At 69.7% G+C, this 20,394-nt stretch carries 21 protein-coding genes; 13 read left to right on the forward strand and 8 right to left on the reverse strand.

What is annotated here, in order from left to right:
• Positions 1-3 precede the first annotated feature (3 nt).
• A complete protein-coding gene (locus ACOJV7_RS09435; RefSeq protein WP_420189884.1) occupies positions 4-1,833 on the reverse strand; it encodes an ABC transporter substrate-binding protein in 1,830 nt (609 codons plus the stop codon).
• 182 nt (positions 1,834-2,015) lie between these two features.
• Here ACOJV7_RS09435 and ACOJV7_RS09440 point away from each other — a divergent pair, with 182 nt between their 5' ends.
• Both ACOJV7_RS09440 and ACOJV7_RS09445 read left to right on the forward strand, forming a co-directional pair.
• Positions 2,016-2,717, forward strand: coding sequence for an alpha/beta fold hydrolase (locus tag ACOJV7_RS09440; RefSeq protein ID WP_420189885.1), 702 nt, complete (start codon positions 2,016-2,018; stop codon positions 2,715-2,717).
• Between the two features lie 95 nt (positions 2,718-2,812).
• Positions 2,813-4,105 carry a hypothetical protein gene (locus ACOJV7_RS09445; RefSeq protein ID WP_420189886.1) on the forward strand — a complete coding sequence of 431 codons (1,293 nt, stop codon included), beginning with the start codon at positions 2,813-2,815 and terminating at the stop codon, positions 4,103-4,105.
• On the opposite strand, the gene ACOJV7_RS09450 is transcribed toward ACOJV7_RS09445, so the two are convergent.
• The 4 genes from ACOJV7_RS09450 to ACOJV7_RS09465 are packed head-to-tail and all read right to left on the reverse strand — an operon-like array spanning position 4,083 to position 6,438.
• Positions 4,083-4,751: a hypothetical protein gene (locus ACOJV7_RS09450; protein WP_420189887.1), complete on the reverse strand. Its 669-nt coding sequence runs from the start codon at positions 4,749-4,751 to the stop codon at positions 4,083-4,085. The genes ACOJV7_RS09445 and ACOJV7_RS09450 overlap by 23 nt on opposite strands.
• Complete coding sequence (locus tag ACOJV7_RS09455; protein ID WP_420189888.1) at positions 4,748-5,347, reverse strand: hypothetical protein; 600 nt, start codon at positions 5,345-5,347, stop codon at positions 4,748-4,750. The genes ACOJV7_RS09450 and ACOJV7_RS09455 overlap by 4 nt, the downstream gene beginning before the upstream one ends.
• Entirely contained in the window at positions 5,344-5,964 is a 621-nt protein-coding gene (locus ACOJV7_RS09460) for a hypothetical protein (protein WP_420189889.1), read from the reverse strand. The genes ACOJV7_RS09455 and ACOJV7_RS09460 overlap by 4 nt, the downstream gene beginning before the upstream one ends.
• A gap of 36 nt (positions 5,965-6,000) precedes the next feature.
• Positions 6,001-6,438: a MarR family winged helix-turn-helix transcriptional regulator gene (locus ACOJV7_RS09465; RefSeq protein WP_420189890.1), complete on the reverse strand. Its 438-nt coding sequence runs from the start codon at positions 6,436-6,438 to the stop codon at positions 6,001-6,003.
• 97 nt (positions 6,439-6,535) lie between these two features.
• On the opposite strand from ACOJV7_RS09465, the gene ACOJV7_RS09470 reads away from it, so the two are divergent.
• Both ACOJV7_RS09470 and ACOJV7_RS09475 read left to right on the forward strand, forming a co-directional pair.
• Positions 6,536-7,555: an NADP-dependent oxidoreductase gene (locus ACOJV7_RS09470; RefSeq protein WP_420189891.1), complete on the forward strand. Its 1,020-nt coding sequence runs from the start codon at positions 6,536-6,538 to the stop codon at positions 7,553-7,555.
• A gap of 107 nt (positions 7,556-7,662) precedes the next feature.
• On the forward strand, positions 7,663-7,995 hold the full coding sequence (locus ACOJV7_RS09475; RefSeq protein ID WP_420189892.1) for a hypothetical protein: 333 nt from the start codon (positions 7,663-7,665) through the stop codon (positions 7,993-7,995).
• Positions 7,996-8,003: 8 nt separating this feature from the next.
• On the opposite strand, the gene ACOJV7_RS09480 is transcribed toward ACOJV7_RS09475, so the two are convergent.
• Entirely contained in the window at positions 8,004-8,192 is a 189-nt protein-coding gene (locus ACOJV7_RS09480; protein ID WP_420189893.1) for a hypothetical protein, read from the reverse strand.
• A 58-nt stretch (positions 8,193-8,250) separates the two neighbouring features.
• Positions 8,251-9,057 (reverse strand): hypothetical protein, encoded by an 807-nt coding sequence (locus ACOJV7_RS09485; protein ID WP_420189894.1) that lies wholly within the window; start codon positions 9,055-9,057, stop codon positions 8,251-8,253.
• A gap of 201 nt (positions 9,058-9,258) precedes the next feature.
• Here ACOJV7_RS09485 and dnaK point away from each other — a divergent pair, with 201 nt between their 5' ends.
• From dnaK to ACOJV7_RS09525, 8 genes are all read left to right on the forward strand, one after another.
• Positions 9,259-11,160 carry a molecular chaperone DnaK gene (gene dnaK, locus ACOJV7_RS09490; protein WP_420189895.1) on the forward strand — a complete coding sequence of 634 codons (1,902 nt, stop codon included), beginning with the start codon at positions 9,259-9,261 and terminating at the stop codon, positions 11,158-11,160.
• Positions 11,157-11,828, forward strand: coding sequence for a nucleotide exchange factor GrpE (grpE, locus tag ACOJV7_RS09495; protein ID WP_420189896.1), 672 nt, complete (start codon positions 11,157-11,159; stop codon positions 11,826-11,828). The genes dnaK and grpE overlap by 4 nt, the downstream gene beginning before the upstream one ends.
• A 79-nt stretch (positions 11,829-11,907) precedes the next feature.
• A complete protein-coding gene (locus ACOJV7_RS09500) occupies positions 11,908-12,939 on the forward strand; it encodes a DnaJ C-terminal domain-containing protein (protein ID WP_420189897.1) in 1,032 nt (343 codons plus the stop codon).
• A 2-nt stretch (positions 12,940-12,941) separates the two neighbouring features.
• Positions 12,942-13,400, forward strand: coding sequence for a heat shock protein transcriptional repressor HspR (locus ACOJV7_RS09505; protein WP_420189898.1), 459 nt, complete (start codon positions 12,942-12,944; stop codon positions 13,398-13,400).
• 124 nt (positions 13,401-13,524) lie between these two features.
• Positions 13,525-13,794 (forward strand): hypothetical protein, encoded by a 270-nt coding sequence (locus tag ACOJV7_RS09510; RefSeq protein ID WP_420189899.1) that lies wholly within the window; start codon positions 13,525-13,527, stop codon positions 13,792-13,794.
• A gap of 191 nt (positions 13,795-13,985) precedes the next feature.
• Complete coding sequence (gene mmsA, locus ACOJV7_RS09515) at positions 13,986-15,518, forward strand: multiple monosaccharide ABC transporter ATP-binding protein (protein WP_420190396.1); 1,533 nt, start codon at positions 13,986-13,988, stop codon at positions 15,516-15,518.
• Positions 15,515-16,765 carry a multiple monosaccharide ABC transporter permease gene (gene mmsB, locus ACOJV7_RS09520; protein WP_420189900.1) on the forward strand — a complete coding sequence of 417 codons (1,251 nt, stop codon included), beginning with the start codon at positions 15,515-15,517 and terminating at the stop codon, positions 16,763-16,765. Before mmsA ends, mmsB begins: the two co-directional genes overlap by 4 nt.
• An 83-nt stretch (positions 16,766-16,848) precedes the next feature.
• Positions 16,849-17,955, forward strand: coding sequence for a substrate-binding domain-containing protein (locus tag ACOJV7_RS09525; RefSeq protein WP_420189901.1), 1,107 nt, complete (start codon positions 16,849-16,851; stop codon positions 17,953-17,955).
• Positions 17,956-18,086: 131 nt separating this feature from the next.
• Here ACOJV7_RS09525 and ACOJV7_RS09530 read toward each other — a convergent pair whose 3' ends face one another.
• Entirely contained in the window at positions 18,087-18,842 is a 756-nt protein-coding gene (locus ACOJV7_RS09530) for a FadR/GntR family transcriptional regulator (protein ID WP_420189902.1), read from the reverse strand.
• Positions 18,843-18,979: 137 nt separating this feature from the next.
• Between ACOJV7_RS09530 and ACOJV7_RS09535 the strand changes: the two genes are divergently transcribed.
• Positions 18,980-20,272 carry an ABC transporter substrate-binding protein gene (locus tag ACOJV7_RS09535; protein ID WP_420189903.1) on the forward strand — a complete coding sequence of 431 codons (1,293 nt, stop codon included), beginning with the start codon at positions 18,980-18,982 and terminating at the stop codon, positions 20,270-20,272.
• Positions 20,273-20,394 lie beyond the last annotated feature (122 nt).

The following is a 20,394-nucleotide window of genomic DNA, read 5'->3' on the forward strand; positions in this document are numbered from 1 at the left end:
CCGTCACTCACGGTCGTCGGCGGTGGTCCCACCGCGACGACGCAGGAAGACGGCGCCGGCCGCGAGGGCGGCGAGGACGACCGCACCGCCACCGAGCATGAGGCCCGAGCCGGTGCCACCGGACTCACCGGCGGCCTTGTCCTCCCCGCCGACGGGCGTCGCCGACCACCAGCTCCAGTAGCCGTCCTGGCTGTCGTAGTTGCCGCCCGGGTCGGGCTGCGGCTGCATCGAGGCGATGGTGTCGGAGCGGAAGGCCTCGAGCTGGTCGGCGTAGCCCCAGACGACGAAGATGTTGTCCTTGTAGAGCATCTCCTGCATCTGCTTGACGATCTCGGCCCGCCTGGGCTGGTCGAGCTCGGCCAGCTGCGCGGCATACAGCTTGTCGTACTCAGGGTTGCAGTAGTACGCGTCGGACAGGTAGGGGCCGCCGACCTTGGCGGGCAGGCCCGAGCACCGGTTGATGCCCAGGATGTAGTCGGGGTCGGGGTTGACGCTCCAGCCGGTCGTGAGGATGTCGTAGGTGCCCGCGTCGAGCAGGGCGCCAACCTCGGACACGGGCTCGACCTTGAGGTCGATGCCGGCCTCCTTGGCCCACTCGCGCATCATCTCGGCGGCCTGGACGTACTGCGGGTTGTCGGCGTGCACGTTGAAGCGGAACGAGAGCTTGGTGCCGCCCTTGGCGCGGATGCCGTCCGAGCCCTTGACGTAGCCGGCGCCCTCGAGAAGCGAAGCCGCCTTCGCGGTGTCGAAGCCGATGACGGCGTCGCCCTCGGGCTCCCAGTGGTAGTCCTTGTAGCGAGAGGGGATGTAGCCGCCGTTGGCCTCGCCGAAGCCGCCGTAGGCGGTCTTGTAGATCGCCTCGCGGTCGATGGTGCGCACGAGCGCCTCACGCACGACCGGGTCCTGCAGCGCCTTGTTGCCGTCACCGAAGGCGGTGCCGTCCTGGAGCTTCGCGCCGGGGTTGAGGGTGATCGCCTGGAAGCGCTTGCCCTTGGCCTTGTTGACGGTGATGTTGTCGGCGGACTCGAGCGCCTTGGCCTGCGCCGGCGTGAGACCAGAGACGAAGTCGACCTCGCCGGCCTTGAGCGCCTCGACCTGCGCATCGCTGTCGTCGATGTAGCGGAAGACGAGCTTGTCGAACTTGGGGGCGCCCCGCCAGAAGTCCTTGTTGGGGGTGAGGGTGATCGACTGGTTCACCTCGTAGGCGCTGACGACCCAGGGGCCACTGCCGACGATCGGGAACTCCGTGTCGTTGTTGAACTTCGAGTAGTCGCCCACGCCCTCCCACTTGTGCTTGGGCAGGATCGGCACGTCGAGCGCGAGCATCGTCGCCTGCGGTGCCTTGAGCTTGACCTCGAGGGTGCGCGGGTCGGGGGCGCTGACGCTCTCGAAGTTCTCGACGAAGTTGCCGTTCGCGGTCGCCGCGGCCTCGTCCTTCATCATCGTGTCGAAGGTCCAGCGGGCGTCCTCGGCGGTGACGGGCCGGCCGTCGGTCCACTTCGTCTCACGGATCTTGTAGGTCCACGTGAGCCCGTCCTCGGACGTCGTCCACGACTCGGCGAGGGCCGGGATCGTCTTGCCGGTCTTGGGGTCGTAGTTCGTGAGGAAGTCGTAGGAGAGCCGGCCGAGTGCGGTCGTGATCCGGCGCACGGCGAGGAAGGGGCTGAGCGAGTCGACCTCCTGGCTCACTGCGACCGTGAGGGTCTTCTCGTCCTTGGTCTCCGCCTGGGCGCCGGTGCCGCTGACGAGCGCCACGGCACAGGCGAGCAGGGTGACGAGCAGTCCGGAGAGCACGGTTCGGAGCCCCCGGCCGCCTTGGTTCGTGTGGAACATCTTCGGTCCTCGATCCTCGGGCCTACGCGGAGGATCGCCCCCGCGCCCCACGCGAAGGCGCGGTTGTCGATGAGGTCTACACGGCTCCGGAGGCTCCGTCAATAACTACCGCGAGGATGGCTCTGTTCCGTAACTTTCCGTCGCGCCCTTGCAGGGGGTGGCATCGCGGGCAGACTGGCGGCATGAGGAGGGAGACCCGACACGCCGCCGGCGTCGACCTCTCCGTGCTCGTGTGGGACGCCGTGAGCCCGGCCCACCCACCGGTCGTCCTCCTGCCCGGCACCGGTCTCACCGCCGAGAACTGGTCCGAGGTGGCGGCCGACCTCTCCCGCGACCGGACCGTCCGTGCCGTCGACCTGCGTGGGCACGGAGGGTCGGACCGGCCGGGCACCTACTCGGTCGAGCTCATGACCGCCGACGTCCTCGCGCTGCTTGCCTCGATGGGGGAGGAGAGCGACGTCGTCGGGCACTCGCTCGGCGGTCTCGTCGCCTGCCGGGTCGCCGCCCGTTCACCCCTCGTGCGACGTCTCGTCCTCGAGGACGTCGGTCTCCTGCGCCCCCGTATGCCGGCCGCCCCCGTCCGTCCCGACGGTGACCTCGCGTTCGACTGGGCCGTCGTCGAGCAGGTGCGACCCGAGGTCGACACCCCGGCGGCCGACTGGCCGAAGGTGCTGGCCGGTATCGCCGCCCCGGTCCTCGCGGTGGGCGGGGGCCCCACCAGCTTCGTGCCGCAGGAGTGGGTCGACGACCTCGTCGCAGTCGTGCCTCGCGCCACCACGGTCACCATCGACGTCGGGCACGAGGTCCACGCGGCCCGGCCGCGGGAGTTCCTCGACGCCGTGCGCGCGTTCCTCGACGCGGACGAGGTCGACTCGGCGTCCTGACTGGATATGCTCCGGGGCGTCAGGACGGCGCCAGGACGGCGTCACGCGACGTCCGTGGGGCGGCCGCACGGGCGACGACATTCGGGGGATGGGCGATGAACGACGAGATGAGGGTGCGCGACATCCCGGCGGTGCTCGTGTCCGCCTGGCGGGTGCTCCGCGTCTACTGGGCGCCCTTCGTCGTCATCGCCTGCCTCGGGCTGGCGCTGCGCAGCGGTGCGCTCTGGGTCGCCGTCGAGGTGAGCGACCACAACGCCTTCGTCGCCCAGCTCATCCTCGTCCTCGCACCGCTCGGCTTCCTGCTCGCGATGATCGCGATGCTCTGGATGACGCGCGGTGCCCTCCCCAACGTCGCCGAGCTGTCCCGCCGCGAGGCCCGTCAGGCGCCGACCGAGAAGCGCGAGATGCGGCTCGTCGACGTCGCGGTGAGCGTGCTCGTGCCCTTCCTCGCGGTCTACGTCTCCTACGGGCTGCTCAAGGAGGACCTCTACCGCTTCACCAACGAGGCGGCATACGACGAGTTCAACCAGTTCACGCTCGGGGAGCCGCCCGACATCGACTTCGCCGGCCGGCTCGCGATCTACGACTGGCAGGTGGTTCTCGCCATCGTCGTCATCGCCTGGGTGGTGCGCTACGCGCTGGGCCGGATCGAGAGCGTGACCCGCTTCCTCTGGCTCGCGTTCGCCGGTGCGCTCGTCGAGGTCTACTACACCTCGCAGGTCGCGCAGAAGATCGCCGACTTCCGCGAGGACGGGATCGCCTGGGTGCAGGAGCGCCGGGCGTCGCGCCTCGTCCTCGACCAGTACGACCAGGTCGTCACGTCACTCGGCCCGCTGGCGAACCCGGTCGACACCGCGACGACGTGGCTCTTCGGCCTGCTCGGCGCGGTCGACGCGGTCGTCATCGTGCCGCTCGCGTGGCTCACCGTCGGCGCCGTCGTCCTCGGGCACAAGCTCTCGGCTCCCGAAGCGCCCACGGCACAGCCGAACCCGCGCTGGGAGCGGATCCCGGCGCCGGTGCGCAGGGTCGGCGGCGGGCTCGTCGCCGACGTGCGCGAGCGGTGGTCGGCGTTCTGGAACGGCCTGCGGATGATGGCGACCGCGGGACTGCTGCCGATGCTCACCTTCTGCCTCGCCTTCCTCCTCGTCATCCGCATCCCGTGGCTCGTCGGGCAGCTGCTCCGTCTCGTCATCGGCCCGCTGCAGACCGACACCTGGCTCGCGATCTCGCCCATGGAGAAGGCCGTCGGCCTCGCGATCACCATGGTTCTCGCCGCCGCCCTGCTCGCCGCCGCCATCGACTGGCTGCTCGGGCCGAAGCTGCGTCCGACCGCTGACGCCCCCCAGCCGGCGGCCCCGCACGAGGTCAGTCCGGCAGCCGGAGCGTGACGTAGTCGGGGTTCTCGAAGGAGATCCGCACCTCGACGAACCGGGCGTCCTTTGGTGCGGCGACCGTCGGCGACGTCGACCACTCCCGCGGCCGTGGCAGCTCCTTGGGGGGAAGCGCTCCACGACGTTCGGTCTCGAAGATCGCGACGCTGGGTCCCGGCGTCTCCTCGGGAACGCAGTTGGTCACCGTGGGCCCGATGCCGTCTTGGACGTGGCCGACCCTGTACTGCCTGCCCCGGTCGTCGACGAGCGTCACCGCACAGTTCTTGAGGGTCTGGTCCGGCTCCGCGCGGAAGTCGAGGTCGACCGTGCGCGCGACCATGCCGTCGGCGAGCGTGAACTCGTCCCCGCCCCGGTCCTCGTATGCCGTGTCGGCACCTCCCAGCCCTGCGAGGCGCACCTCGTAGGTGCGGGTCGTGTCGCCGAGGGCGTCGGTGTAGTCCTCGGTGACCCGCACCCATTCGTCACGGTCGCCGGAGGCGATCTCGTGGTGCTGGCCGGACTGCCACCAGAAGACCGGGACGCGGTAGCCGTTCGCGGCGAGCATCGCGACGATGGCGACGGGCACGGCCGCCATCCACCAGCGGCTGGGCCGGCGGGGGCGGTCGGCGCGGGTGGGCGGCGTCGTCGTCTCCGTGGCGCTCATCGTCGGGCCTCCGCAGGCGGCACGGGTCCGCTCTCCTTGACGTTGACCGGGTCGGTGCCTGCCCAGAGCTCGTCGACCTCTGAGGCATCGATGCCGAGGTCGACCTCGGCGAGGTCGTCGCGGCGGAACTCGGACTCGTGCGAGGTCCACATCCCTCGGGTGGCGACGAGCCGCGCGCCCGAGAGGGCGCGCTTGGGCACGTCGAAGCAGATGCTCGCGTAGTGCTTGACGCCGGTCGACAGCTCGGCGCTCGTCACGCACTCGCTGCCGCGCGTCGAGGCGATCCAGCGGTGGTCACGACCGTCGACGAGGAAGAAGCCGGCCATGAAGACCGGCTCGCGAGTGGCGACGAGCTCGGTGTCGACGACGAGGAAGCGGCCGCCGGCGGCCGAGGCCGGGTTGCCCATGATCGTCGGCGTGACGTGGACGGCGGTGACCGTGACGTCGGCGTAGTCGAGGGCGACCTTCGCGCCGACGGTGCCGGCGTGCGTGAAGGGCTTGTCGGCGACGTCGCCCATAGGCACGTGGTCGGTGATGAGCCGGCCGATACCCATGGCCGCGAGGACGAAGGCGGCCAGGGCGATGCTGCGCCTCATGAGCGCCTCACGAGGGGGAAGGTCCCGCGCGACTCGATCTCGTCGCGGGCGACCCAGGCGTCCGGGTCGAGGGTCTGCTTGTCCTCCTCGCGGAACTCCACGAGGTTGGTGCTCAGCGTGAGCGAGTCCCCCTGCCACGGGCCCGAGGTCGTGTAGGTGAGCGCGAGCCGGTAGGTGAGGCCAGGGTTGATGTTCGACATCCGCGTCGCGTCCTCGACGAAGTAGAGGTCCGGACCGTCGACGACCTTGACCCCGCCACCGGCGACCGAGACGTTCTTCGTCAGCGTGACGGCATACTCCGGGCGGTCACCCGTCAGCGTCACCTTCATGTCGACGACGATGACCCGCTCGGAGGGATCGGGGGAGACCGCCGGCTTGAGGTCGGGCAGCTCGACGACCTGGTCGACGACGACCTCGTAGGGCCCGACCATGACGGCCTTGCCCTTGGCGATCGGCGCGGGCCCGGGCTCGGGCACCCCGGCGAGCCCGCCGAACGGAGCACTCGCGAGCAGCGCGGCGGCGACGCCGCCACCCACCTTCTGGCTCGCCGGCCTGCCCTTGACGAAGCCGCGGGCGCGCCCGAGCACGCCTCGCCCAGCCGTCACGTTCTCCCCCATGGCAGGGAGTGTAGGGAATCGCGGCGCCCCGGGAGGTCAGGAGCCGTCGGGGTCGCCGACCATCCTCTGCAGGAGGTCGCGCAGGGTCGTCCGCTCGGCCTGGGAGAGCTCGGCGAGCGGCTCCTTGGCGAACCCGAGCGACGCCCGCAGCCGCCGCGCGGTGCGAGTGCCCTCGGGGGTCGCCGCAGCGACCTTGACCCGGCGGTCCGCGGGGTCAGGGCGACGCTCGACGAGCCCGCGGGCCTCGAGCCGGTCGACGATGCCGGTGACGTTGGAGGGCTCGCAGCGCAGGGTCCGGGCGATTCTGCGCATGGGAAGCGGCTCGAGCGCGAGCAGTGCCAGCAGCCGTGCCTGGGCTCCGGTGAGCGAGTGCGCGGCCGCGGCCCGGTCGTACTCCGCGTGGTAGCGCGCCACCACGGACCCGATGAGGTCGACGACCTCGGAGGTGAGCGGGTCGGTGCGAGAGGTGGCCATGCCCTAACGATAGCCAAGTATTTGACAACCTGAAATATCTCGGAGCATGGTGTTTCACGTACTGAAGTTTTGTCCCACCCGAGGAGAGCCTCCACCCATGACCGCAGCACTTCCCACGTCCAGCCGTGAGTGGCACCTCGTCGCCCGCCCCCAGGGGTGGCCGACGACCGACGACTTCGCCCTGCGCGAGGCGCCGGTCAGCGCTCCCGCCGAAGGCAAGGTGCTCGTGCGCAACCTCCACTTCTCGGTCGACCCCTACATGCGGGGCCGGATGAACGCCGTGAAGTCCTACACCCCGCCCTTCCAGCTCGACCGCCCGATGGAGGGTGGCGCCGTGGGCGAGGTCGTCGTGTCCGCCGCCGAGGGCATCGCCGTCGGCGACCACGTCCTGCACGGGCTCGGCTGGCGCGAGTACGCCGAGGTCGACGGCGCCGCCGTCGTCACGGTCGACCCCTCGCGGGCCCCGCTCTCCGCCTACCTCGGCGTCCTCGGCATGACCGGGCTCACGGCATACGCGGGTCTGCTCGAGGTCGCATCCTTCACGTCCGGCGACGCGGTCTTCGTCTCGGGAGCGGCCGGTGCCGTCGGCAGCCAGGTCGGCCAGATCGCGAAGCTCAAGGGCGCGTCCCGCGTCATCGGCTCGGCCGGCTCCGACGAGAAGGTCCGCCTGCTCGTCGAGGAGTACGGCTTCGACGCCGCCTTCAACTACAAGAACGGCCCGGTCGCCGAGCAGCTGCGCCAAGCCGCTCCCGACGGCATCGACGTCTACTTCGACAACGTCGGCGGCGAGCACCTCGAGGCCGCGATCTCGTCGCTCAACGTCCGTGGCCGCGCCGTCATCTGCGGGATGATCGCGCAGTACAACGCCACCGAGCCGACCCCGGCTCCCCGCAACCTCGCGCTCGTCATCGGCAAGCGGCTCCGCCTGCAGGGGATGCTCGTGGGCGACCACGCCGCGCTCCAGCCGCAGTTCGTCGAGGAGGTCGGCGGCTGGCTGGCCTCCGGCGAGCTCACCTACGCCGAGACGCGGGTCGAGGGCATCGAGAACGGCGTCGACGCCTTCCTCGGGCTCATGCGCGGCGAGAACACCGGCAAGATGGTCGTCTCGCTCGGCTGACCGCGCCTCATGACGCCGACGCGGGCGACGACATCGCCGGTCGCGACCCGACGTGTGGGGACCTAACCCGGTTGTGTCCGAGCCCGTCCCGCTGGGACTCTCGGGAGATGACCGACGCCGCCCTGCAACCGCCCTACGACCGGCTGCTGGCCACCGCCGATGGGGTGGCCGACGCCAGGCCGGAGGTCGACCGCGAGATGGCGCGCGAGGTCTTCCGCGAGGCGGCCACGCTGCTCCACAACGGACTCGCGCTCGACGGCCTCGACGAGCACGATGCGGCCGCAGTCGTCGCCGGCCTCTGCGAGGACCTCGTCGCCGAGGACCCCGGAGCGGCGGTGCGGACTCGGGCGGACCGGGTCGTCACCGAGCCGGGGGAGCTGCACGACCCCAAGGGCGTGCACTCCTCGCTCCTCGTCTCGGCCGTCATCCTCCAGCTCTGACGGTCGCGTCAGCCCGCGAGCAGGCGGGCCCGCTCTGCCCGCAGTGCCTCGAGCCGCGCCCAGTAGGCCTCGCGCTCGAGGTCGCTGGCGACCTCGGCGGTCATGACGACATCGACGGCAACCGGCCGCTCCTCGCGGACGACCGGCCGCTCCTCGCGGACGACCCGCAAGCGCCTCGTGGTGCTCTCCTCAGCCATGGAGACACCGTAGGGCGGGCCACCGACAACGGGTGCCGGTCGGACTCGCGCCGCGTCGTCAGGCCATGCCCCACACGGCTCGGTGGGTCGGATACCACTGGTCGATGACGTCGAGGTCGAGGACCGAGTAGCTCGTCCGCGCACCGGGGCTCACCCAGAGCAGCGTGCCCGACGGGGAGCGGACGAAGAGGTGGCCGGTCGGCGAGAAGCCCGCCACCGAGCCGGGCACGGAGGTCCGCGTCTGCCACGCCACGGTGGAGTTCCGGCGGAGGACGAGGTTGCCGTCGGCCTGCATCGTCAGGGTGGACCGGGTCGTGCTGTTGGGGAGCTGGCCGTAGGTGGCGAGCATCCCCTCGCTCGGCAGGATGGCGCCCGGGCCGAGCGCCCCGGCGGTGGTCCCGCTCTGCCAGAGCACGGCGCCGGCGGCGTTCTTGAGCAGCAGGTTCCCCCAGGGGCTCAGCGTTGCCGTGACGATCCCGCGGTTCGCCGTGTTCGAGTGCCAGATGAGCGAGTGGTCGGCGCGGCGGAGGGCGAGGTCGCCGTTGCAGTGCAGGGCCAGGTAGGTGGCACTGGCACGGGTCACCTGCCGTGGGTCCGACCGGTTCCACGTCGTCGTCGCGAAGTAGCGATCGCCCTCGCCGCCGTACATCCGCACGTACTGCACGACCTCCATCGAGGAGGTGTACACGGCGAGGGTGTAGAGCCCGTTCGACAGCCTGTCGTTGGACGTCGTCGCGGTGATCCGGGTGCAGGCCTTCAGGCTGGCCGGGGTCGTCGCCTGCGCCGTGGGTGCGTGGCTCACCTGCGACGTCGCGAGGACGGCGACGAGCGATGCCGCAGCCGTCACGGCTCGCAGGATGCGCATGAGTAACCCCCAGATCTGGGCCCCACCGGCCCGCTGTCAGGACAGTAGCGGGTGCCGTGAGCTCGCGCGGAACAATCGCGAGCGACCGAGAGTTGAGCCAAGTGAACGCAAGTTTGGACGCACGGATTTGCCACCCGGCATACGGGCTCCTAACTTGAGTGACAGCAACTCAACCCACGCTCAACGCAAGGAGACAGTCACATGGCCCGTGCAGTCGGTATCGACCTCGGAACCACCAACTCCGCCGTCGCCGTCCTCGAGGGTGGCGAGCCCACGATCATCGCGAACGCCGAGGGGGGCCGCACCACCCCGTCGGTCGTCGCCTTCTCCAAGGGCGGTGAGGTCCTCGTCGGTGAGATCGCCAAGCGCCAGGCCGTGACCAACGCCGACCGCACCCTCCGCTCCGTCAAGCGCCACATGGGCACCGACTGGACGAGCGAGGACATCGACGGCAAGAAGTACACCGCGCAGGAGATCAGCGCCCGCACGCTCCAGAAGCTCAAGCGCGACGCCGAGTCCTACCTCGGTGAGCCCGTCACCGACGCGGTCATCACCGTCCCCGCCTACTTCGACGACGCCGAGCGCCAGGCCACCAAGGAGGCCGGTGAGATCGCGGGCCTCAACGTCCTGCGCATCGTCAACGAGCCCACCGCCGCCGCGCTCGCCTACGGCCTCGACAAGGGCAAGGAGGACGAGCTCATCCTCGTCTTCGACCTCGGTGGTGGCACCTTCGACGTCTCCCTCCTCGAGGTCGGCAAGGACCCGGAGGACGGCTTCTCGACGATCCAGGTCCGCGCGACGAGCGGTGACAACCAGCTCGGTGGTGACGACTGGGACGACCGCGTCGTCAAGCACCTCCTCACGACCGTCAAGAACAACACCGGCGTCGACCTGTCCAAGGACAAGATCGCCATGCAGCGTCTGCGTGACGCCGCCGAGCAGGCCAAGAAGGAGCTCTCCTCCGCCAGCTCGACGACGATCTCGATGCAGTACCTCTCGATGAGCGAGAACGGCCCCATCCACCTCGACGAGACGCTCACCCGCGCCCAGTTCGAGCAGATGACCAAGGACCTCCTCGACCGCACGAAGCAGCCGTTCCAGAACGTCATCAAGGACGCCGGGATCCAGCTCTCCGACATCGACCACGTTGTCCTCGTCGGTGGCTCGACCCGTATGCCGGCCGTGACCGAGCTCGTCAAGGAACTCACCGGTGGCAAGGAGCCCAACAAGGGCGTCAACCCTGACGAGGTCGTCGCGCTCGGCGCCGCCCTGCAGGCCGGTGTCCTCAAGGGCGAGCGCAAGGACGTCCTCCTCATCGACGTCACGCCGCTCTCGCTCGGCATCGAGACCAAGGGTGGGCTCTTCACCAAGCTCATCGAGCGGAACACGGCCATCCCGACCAAGCGCTCCGAGGTCTTCTCGACGGCCGAGGACAACCAGCCGTCGGTCCTCATCCAGGTCTTCCAGGGTGAGCGCGAGATCGCCCAGCAGAACAAGGCGCTCGGCACCTTCGAGCTCTCCGGCATCGCGCCCGCCCCCCGCGGCGTGCCGCAGGTCGAGGTCACCTTCGACATCGACGCCAACGGCATCGTCCACGTGACGGCCAAGGACCGCGGCACCGGCAAGGAGCAGAAGATCACCATCTCGGGCGGCAGCGCGCTGTCCAAGGAGGAGATCGACCGCATGGTCAAGGACGCCGAGGCCCACGCCGACGAGGACAGGAAGCGTCGCGAGGAGACCGAGACCCGCAACATGGCCGAGTCGCTCGTCTTCTCGACCGAGAAGTTCCTCAGCGAGTCCGGTGACAAGCTCACCGACGAGCAGCGCAGCCCGGTCGACACCGCGCTCGCGGACCTCAAGGAGGCGATCAAGCCCGAGTCGACGCTGTCGCGAGACGAGATCCAGGCCAAGATCGACCATCTCAACGAGGAGTCGCAGAAGATGGGCGCCGCGATGTACGCCGCGGCGGCCGAGCAGGGCGAGTCCGGTGACGTGCCCGGTGGCGAGGCCTCCGATGGCGCCGAGCAGGCCGGCGCCCAGGCCAACGACGACAGCGACGTGGTCGACGCCGAGGTCGTCGAGGACGACGAGGAGAAGAAGTGACCGACCCCCGTATGCCGGGTGAGGACGAGGTCGTCGACGCCGAGCTCGTTGACGAGACAGTCGACGAGTCCTCCGACGACGCGATCAACACCGAGTCCGCCAACGACGGTGAGGAGGTGGCCCCGGCCGGCGACGCCGGGGCCACCGCCCCCGCGGGCGAGCGCGAGCCCGTCTACGGCGACAGCGGCGACCGCGGCGACAGTGGCCGGGGCGGCGAGCACCCCGACACGGCGCTCGCGGCCCAGCGGCTCGACGACCTCCAGCGGCTCAACGCGGAGTACGTCAACTACAAGCGCCGCGTCGACCGGGACCGCGCCGCGGTCCAGGAGCGCGCCGTGCGTGACGTCCTCGACTCGCTGCTTCCGGTCCTCGACGACATCCAGCTCGCTCGCGAGCACGGAGACCTCGCCGAGGGCCCGTTCGTGGCGATCGCCGACAAGCTCGAGTCGAGCCTGGGCAAGTTCGGTCTGACCCGCTTCGGCGCGGTCGGCGAGCCCTTCGACCCGATGCACCACGAGGCGCTCATGCACTCCGCCTGGGACGCCTCCAACGCCGAGCTCCCCACCGACGCGACGACGACCACCGTCGTCCAGGTGCTCCAGCCCGGCTACCGCACCGGCGACCAGGTCCTGCGTCCCGCGCGGGTCGCGGTCGCCGACCCCGAGTGACGCGGCCCGGCACCACGCCGGTTCGCACGCCGAACGCCCCTGTGGCGCAACGGCATACGATGTCCGAAAGGAGGCGCTGATGGCGAGCCAGGACTGGTTCGAGAAGGACTTCTACGCGATCCTCGGCGTCCCCAAGGACGCCGACTCCGGTGCGATCAAGAAGGCCTACCGCAAGCTCGCGCGCACCCACCACCCCGACAAGAATCCCGGGGACGCGGCTGCCGAGCAGAAGTTCAAGGACATCGGCGAGGCCCACGCCGTGCTGTCCGACCCCAAGCAGCGTGAGGAGTACGACGCGGTGCGCCAGATGGCGCGCGGCGGCGCGCGCTTCACTGCCGGCGGGCCGGGCGGCAACGGCGGCTTCGACGACATCTTCAGCCACTTCGGCGGCGGTGGGCAGCGCGTCCGGTTCGACACTGGTGGTGGCTCCTACGGCGGCTACCCCGGCGGCGGCGGGGAGGACATCAACGACCTCTTGTCGCAGATGTTCGGGGGTGCGGCCGGTGGCGGTGGTCGTCCACAACCCGGGTATGCCGGCTACGGCGCCCCCCGCGGTCCCCGCAAGGGCGCCGACGTCCAGGCCTCCACGACCCTCCCCTTCCGGGACGCGGTCGAGGGCTCGACGGTGACCCTGCGGACCGCCGAGGGGCGCACGATCACCGCGCGCATCCCCGCCGGGGTCAAGGACGGTCAGAAGATCCGGCTGCGCGGCAAAGGCCAGCCGGGCGAGCCGGGTGCGGCCGCCGGCGACCTCATGCTCACCGTCGCCGTCGAGAGGCACCCGGTCTTCGGGCGCGACGGCGACAACCTCACCGTCGACCTGCCGGTGACCTTCGCGGAGGCCACGCTGGGAGCGACCGTCGCCGTGCCGACGCTCGACGGCTCGAGCGTCAAGGTGCGCATCGCGCCGGGCACCCCGTCCGGACGCGTGCTGCGCGTCAAGGGCCGCGGGGTCGCGGGCAGGTCCGGGACCGGTGACCTGCTCGCGAAGGTGCAGGTCGTCGTGCCCGCCGAGCTCTCCGAGCGCGCCCGCGAGGCCGTCGAGGTGCTGCGGGCCGAGGCCGAGGGCACCGACCCGCGGGCCGACCTCGCAGAGCGGGCCAGGGCCTGACCATGGCAGCGCGCCAGGGCCAGCCGCGACCGGACGACGAGGCACCCGTCTTCGTCATCTCGGTCGCGGCCGAGCTCGCCGGCATGCACGCGCAGACCCTGCGCCAGTACGACCGGCTCGGGCTCGTCACCCCGTCGCGGACCCGCGGCGGCGGTCGCCGCTACTCCGCCCGCGACGTCGCGCAGCTCCGCGAGGTCCAGCGGCTCTCGCAGGAGGAGGGCGTGAGCCTGGCCGGCATCGCCCGCATCCTCGAGCTCGAGAACTCCGTGGCCGCCCTGCGCGCCCGCGTCGTCGAGCTGTCCCGCGAGGTCGAGCGTCTCGAAACAGCAGCCTCGGGCGGCCCGCGCGTCTTCTCGGTCGGCCCCGGCGGCGAGATCTTCGCCAGCCGTCTCGGCGAGCGACCTCGTCGCCGCCCCGGGTCCGGCTCGGCGTCGCAGGCGCTCGTCCTCTGGCGTCCCTGACCCGCCACCCCTCCGCCCACAACTCGCCAATTCCTCCCGTTCGGTACACACGCACTCCGTACCGAACGGGAGGAATTGGCGAGTTGTGTCCGCGTGCTCGCCGGCACGGCATACGCTTCGGCTCGTGACCGAGCACCTCCTCCTCTTCCCCGAGCGCGGCACCGCCGACGAGATCGCGACCGAGCTCGCCGAGGAGGGCTTCACCGAGGTGCGGGTGCTGCGCGTCGCGCACGCGGGGGAGGACGACGCCGAGGACGCGGAGTGGGCGGTCCACATCCGCGAGGAGATGGTCGAGGACCCGGCCGGCCCGGTCGAGAGCGGACTGCGAGAGCGCTTCTCGGCCCTCGCCGAGGAGCGGGGCGGCTGGTACGACCCGGAGCCGACGATCCCCTGACCGGAGCGACTCCCGGGGAGACGCCCGATTTGTCCACTTCTGCTTGTCCACCGGACAAGCCGCGCGTCCGGCTCGAGAACGTCGCGCTCCTGACAGCGTCTGGGTCTAGCATCCAAGCACCGAGGCCACTGAGGTCCGCGGTGGCGATTCGACGAGGAGACGACGTGGCCGATCCGGCACCCATCCTTGAGATGACGGGCATCACCAAGACATTCCCCGGTGTCAAGGCTCTGTCCGACGTCAACCTGACGGTCCGTCGTGGTGACGTCCACGCGATCTGCGGCGAGAACGGCGCCGGCAAGTCGACCCTCATGAAGGTCCTGTCGGGCGTCCACCCGCACGGCTCCTACGAGGGCACGATCCGCTACAACGGCGCCGACGTGACCTTCAACAACATCCGCGACTCCGAGCACGCGGGCATCGTCATCATCCACCAGGAGCTGGCGCTCATCCCCGAGCTCTCCATTGCCGAGAACATCTTCCTCGGCAACGAGGAGACCAAGCGGGGCGCCATCGACTGGGTCAAGACCAACAACCGCGCCCGCGACCTCCTCGCGCGCGTCGGCCTGGCCGAGGACCCCGAGACCCCGATCAAGAACATCGGCGTCGGCAAGCAGCAGCTCGTCGAGATCGCCAAGGCCCTCGCCAAGGACGTGCAGCTGCTCATCCTCGACGAGCCGACGGCGGCCCTCAACGAGGAGGACTCGCGCCACCTGCTCGACCTCATCCGCGGCCTCCAGGCCAAGGGCATCACGTCGATCATGATCAGCCACAAGCTCAACGAGATCGAGGCCATCGCCAACGCGATCACGATCATCCGCGACGGCCAGACGGTCGAGACGCTCGACGTGCGCGCGGGCGCCGTCGACGAGGACCGCATCATCCGCGGCATGGTCGGACGCTCTCTCGAGTCGCGCTTCCCGGACCACACCCCCGAGATCGGCGAGGTGATGTTCGAGGTCAAGGGCTGGACCGTCGCCCACCCGCAGGTGCCCGAGCGGCTCGTCGCCAAGCAGTCCGAGTTCTTCGTCCGCCGCGGCGAGATCGTCGGGTTCGCCGGCCTCATGGGTTCGGGCCGCACCGAGCTCATGCGCTCGATCTTCGGCCACTCCTACGGCACGTGGCTCGGCGGCGAGATGACCCTCAACGGCAAGAAGGTCGACCTGCGCAGTGTGCCGGCGGCCATCGACGCGGGCATCGGCTACGTGACCGAGGACCGCAAGTCGCTTGGCCTCAACCTCCTCGACGACATCAAGACGACGACGGTCTCGGCCAAGCTCAAGAAGATCGCGCACAACCTCGTCATTGACCGGCGCGCCGAGCACTCGGCCGCGGACGACTACCGCAAGCAGCTGCGCACCAAGACCCCGTCGGTCGACTACGGCGTGGCCAAGCTCTCGGGTGGCAACCAGCAGAAGGTCGTGCTGAGCAAGTGGCTCTTCACCGACCCCGACCTGCTCATCCTCGATGAGCCCACCCGCGGCATCGACGTCGGCGCCAAGTACGAGATCTACGGGATCATCCAGCGCCTCGCGAGCCAGGGCAAGGGCGTCATCGTCGTCAGCTCCGAGCTCCCCGAGCTGCTCGGGCTGAGCGACCGGATCTACACGATCAGCGAGGGCCGGGTCACCGGTGTCCTCGACAAGGCCGAAGCCAACCAGGAGTCGCTCATGCGGCTCATGACCAGGACGTCGCAGTCCAGCACCCCGAAGGACGCTGCATGAACAAGATCAAGGAAATCTTCGGTGGGGACACCCGTCAGTTCGGGATGATCTTCGCCCTGGTCTTCCTCATCGTGCTCTTCCAGATCCTCACGGACGGGCTGACCCTCGACCCCGGCAACGTCATCAACATCTTCCAGGGCAACAGCTACATCCTCGTCATGGCGATCGGCATGGTGCTCGTCATCATCGCCGGCCACATCGACCTCTCGGTCGGCTCGGTCGCGGCCTTCGCCGGCATCGTCGTCGCCATCGCGATGCGCGACTGGGGCATCCCGTGGTGGCTCGGCATCCTGCTCGGCCTCGGCATCGGTGCGCTCGTCGGTGCGTGGCAGGGCTTCTGGGTCGCCCAGGTCGGGATTCCGGCCTTCATCGTCACCCTGGCGGGCATGCTCATCTTCCGCGGCGCCAACCAGTACGTCGGCAAGTCCAACACGGTCCCGGTGGGCGAGGAGTTCCAGACCATCGGCGCGGGGTACCTCCCCGAGGTCGGCCCCAAGACCGGCTACAACAACCTCACGGTGCTCATCGGCATCCTCGTCTGTGCGGCGATCATCGTCGGCACGCTGCGCAACCGGCGCAACCAGAAGAAGATCGGCGCCGAGCTCGAGGACGGCACCGTCATGTGGATCCGGCTCGCCCTCATCTCGGTCGCCATCCTCGCCGTCGCGCTGCTCATGGCCTCGGGTCGCCCGGGGACGTCGCTGCCGATCTCGGCGCTCATCCTCGGCGCCCTCGTCCTCCTCTACGGCTTCATCTCGACGCGCACGATCATCGGTCGCCACGTCTACGCCGTCGGTGGCAACAGGCACGCCGCCGAGCTGTCGGGCGTGCGCTCCAAGCGGGTCAACTTCCTCGTCATGATGAACATGTCGGTCCTCGCCTCGCTCGCCGGGATGATGTTCGTCGCCCGCTCCAACGCCTCCGGTCCCTTCGACGGCGTCGGCTGGGAGCTCGACGCGATCGCGGCGGTCTTCATTGGTGGTGCCGCCGTCACCGGTGGTGTCGGCACCGTGGTCGGGGCCGTCATCGGTGGTCTCGTCATGGCCGTCCTCAACAACGGCCTCCAACTGCTCGGCGTCGGCGCCGACATGACCCAGATCATCAAGGGCCTCGTGCTCCTCACCGCCGTCGCGTTCGACGTCTACAACAAGAGCCAGGGCCGGCGCTCGATCACCGGCCTCCTCATGCAGAACTTCGGTGGCCGGGCGACCAAGGAGACGGGCGAGACCGTCAAGCAGGAGTCCTGAGCCGCGCCACCGCACAACTGAATAGGCACGACAGTGACGCTTCCGCCCCGGGTGCGCCACGGCATACGAAAGAAAGAGACGACATGCGTTCCCTCACCAAGCTGATGGCGGCCACCGCCGTCGCCGCACTCGCTCTGACCGGCTGCGGCCGGGCGGACGAGGACACCCCTGCCTCGGGCTCCGACAGCTCCGCCTCCGGCGGCGCCGGCGGCTTCGGGGCCGACTCGCTCATCGGTGTCTCGCTCCCGCAGAAGACCTCGGAGAACTGGGTCCTCGCCGAGCAGCTCTTCAAGGACGACCTCGCAGGGGCCGGCTTCAAGGCCGACGTCCAGTTCGCCAACGGTGGTGTGGGCGAGCAGCAGAACCAGATCCAGTCCATGGTGACCAAGGGCGCCAAGGTCATTGTCGTCGGGGCCATCGACGGCGCCCAGCTCGGCACCCAGGTCAAGGCGGCCAAGGACGCCGGCGCGACCGTCATCGCCTACGACCGCCTCATCAAGAACACCGACGCGGTCGACTACTACGTCGCCTACGACAACTTCAAGGTGGGCGAGCTTCAAGGCAACGCGCTCCTCGAGGGCATGAAGGCCAAGAAGCCGAGCGGCCCCTACAACATCGAGCTCTTCGCGGGTTCGCCCGACGACGCCAACGCGCAGGTCTTCTTCGACGGCGCCATGAGCGTCCTCAAGCCGAAGATCGACGACGGCACGCTCAAGGTCACCTCGGGCCAGACGAACTTCAACCAGGCCGTGACCCAGGGCTGGAAGGCCGAGAACGCGCAGAAGCGCATGGACACCCTCCTCTCGGCGTCCTACTCCTCGGCCGCCCTCGACGGCGTCCTCTCGCCGAACGACACCCTCGCCCGCGCGATCATCACCTCGGTCAAGGCCGCCGGCAAGCCCGTCCCGGTCGTCACCGGTCAGGACTCCGAGGTCGAGTCCGTGAAGTCGATCATGGCCGGCGAGCAGTACTCGACGATCAACAAGGACACCCGCAACCTCGTCAAGGCCACCATCGAGATGGTCCAGGCGCTGCAGAAGGGTGAGAAGCCGACCGTCAACGACGACAAGTCCTACGACAACGGCGTCAAGGTCGTCCCGGCCAACCTGCTCGAGCCGCTCATCGTCACCAAGACGAACGCCAAGGAGGCCTACGCCAACGACCCGACCCTGTCCAAGCTCACCCAGTGAGCTGAGACCTCTCGGTCCGATGGCCTCGGCCCCGTCACCCTCGTGGTGGCGGGGCCGAGGTGCGTCCGGGAAACCGAAGCGGTATGCCGTCCGCCCCGTATGCCGTCCCCCAGGGGAAAGTGCCTCTGCCGTCAGGCCTCGACGGCTGCCTCGGCCTCGTTGCCCTGCTGTTCCCAGAGCTGGCGGGTCTCGCCCATCGTCCGGTTCATGATCGCCACCATCGCCTCGTGGGCGCGGTCGCCGTCGCCGCGCTGGATAGAGGCGGCGACGTCGCTGTGCAGCTGGAGGGCGTCGACGTGGGGGTGGTGGGGCATGAGGCCGTAGGCATGGCGGCCGGCGAGGACCTCGGCGACCTGCTTGTGCAGGTGCTCGAACATCTCGTTGCCCGAGGCGGCGAGCACCCGCTTGTGGAACTCGACGTCGAGGCCCAGGAAGTCGTCCATCCGGCCGTCCTGGCCCGCGGCCCAGAGCTGGCCGGCGAGGGTGACGAGCTCGGAGGCCTCGAGCGGCTTGGCGCGCTCGGCCGCGAGGCGCGCGGCCTGCGGCTCGACGGCCGTGCGCAGCTCGGTGATGGAGCGGAGCTGGGTCAGGCGGCCACCGGTCGCGAGGCGCCAGCGGATGACGAGCGGGTCGTAGACGTTCCAGGCCGACCGGTCGTGCACCACGGTCCCGACCCGGCGGCGCGAGGTGACGAGGCCCATGGACGACAGCACCCGCAGCGCCTCACGGACGACGGAGCGCGAGACGGAGTGCCGCGCCATGAGGTCGTCGATGAAGAGGATCGTGCCGGGGGAGAGCTCGCCCCCGCAGATCGAGAGTCCGAGGGACTCGACGAGGCGCCCGTGGAGGCCGGAGGAGTCGTCATCGTGGAGCGCATCGGTGGGCACGTCACAAATCATACGAGCGAGCGCAGACTCTTGCACAAGTCTGACTTATGACCTTATGCTCGCTGACAAGACGGACGAGAGTCCGCCGCGGCGACGGCTCCAATGGCGGGGCGGCCGAGCAATCCAAGGAGATCGACGTGTTGCGACGCTCAGCAATCGGATCGACCCTCGCACTCGCCGCGGCGCTCAGCCTGGCGGCGTGCGGTGGCGGTGGCGACGACGAGGGCAGCGGGTCCAAGACCCTGCAGGTGACCCTCGCGAACCACGTGTGGACCGAGAACATCAAGGCGGCCCTGCCCGAGTTCGAGAAGAAGACCGGCCTCAAGGTCGAACTCACCCAGCTCGGTGAGGACCAGCTCTCCGACCAGTACAACGTCAAGCTCAACGCGGGCACGAGCGACCTCGACGTGATGATGTACCGCCCCCTGCAGGAGGGCAAGCTCTTCGGCAAGAACGGCTACCTCTCCGACATCACCGAGGACACCAAGGGTGCCTCGGAGTGGAACTGGGGTGACTTCCAGGCCGGCCCGGTCGAGGCGACCACCTACGACGGCAAGGTCGTGGGCGTCCCGCTCATCACCGAGACCGAGGTCCTCTACTACCGCAAGGACCTGCTGCAGAAGGCCGGCTACTCGGCGCCCCCGAAGACGCTCGACGAGCTCAAGGAGGCAGCCGCCAAGGTCCAGGCCGCGAACCCCGGGGTCGCCGGCTTCGTCGCCCGCACCGGCAAGTCCGCCGCCGTGACCCAGTTCTCGGGCTTCCTCTACAGCTTCGGCGGCAAGTGGGCCGACGACTCCGGCAAGGCCGCCGTCGCCTCGCCCGAGGCCAAGCAGGCCTACGCCTACTACGGCGGGCTCATCCACGACCACGGCCCCAAGAACGTCAGCACCGACATGAGCTGGCCCGAGGCGATGGCGATCTTCACCCAGGGCCAGGCCGCGTTCTACACCGAGGCGAGCTCGCTCTACAAGAACGCCACCGACCCGGCCAAGTCCAAGGTCGCCGACACGGTCGGCTTCGCCCCCTTCCCCGAGGGTCCGGCCGGCTCGAAGCCCTACAACGTCCCGTCGTGGGCGCTCGGCATCAACGAGGCCTCCGAGAACAAGGCGAACGCCTGGAAGTTCATCGAGTGGGCGACGAGCAAGGAGCAGACGCTCGCCAACCAGAAGGCCGGTGTCCCCGGTGCCCGCACGTCGGTCGCGGGTGACGCCGACGCCACCTCGACCTACCCGAAGGACCTCGTCGAGGCCGCCAAGGCCGGCGCCGAGAACGGTGTCGGCTTCGACCGCCCGCAGGTCGTCAAGGTCCCCGAGGCGCGTGAGCTCGTCGGCCAGCCCATCGTCGACGCGATCACGGGCAAGGACTCGAGCGCCGCTGCCGACAAGGCGGCAGAGGCCTTCCAGGCCCTGCTCGACGACGAGAACAAGTGACGTTGTGGCCCTCCCCGGGCCCACGTCCTGACGTCCTGACCGCCTGACGTCTCGACCCCGGTGGCCGCGCCGCGCGAGTGGCGCGGTCACCGGGACGGGACGGCACGGCATACGACTTCCTT

The sequence above is a fragment of the Knoellia tibetensis genome (genome assembly GCF_048606415.1).
GTDB classification, from domain to species: domain Bacteria; phylum Actinomycetota; class Actinomycetes; order Actinomycetales; family Dermatophilaceae; genus Knoellia; species Knoellia tibetensis.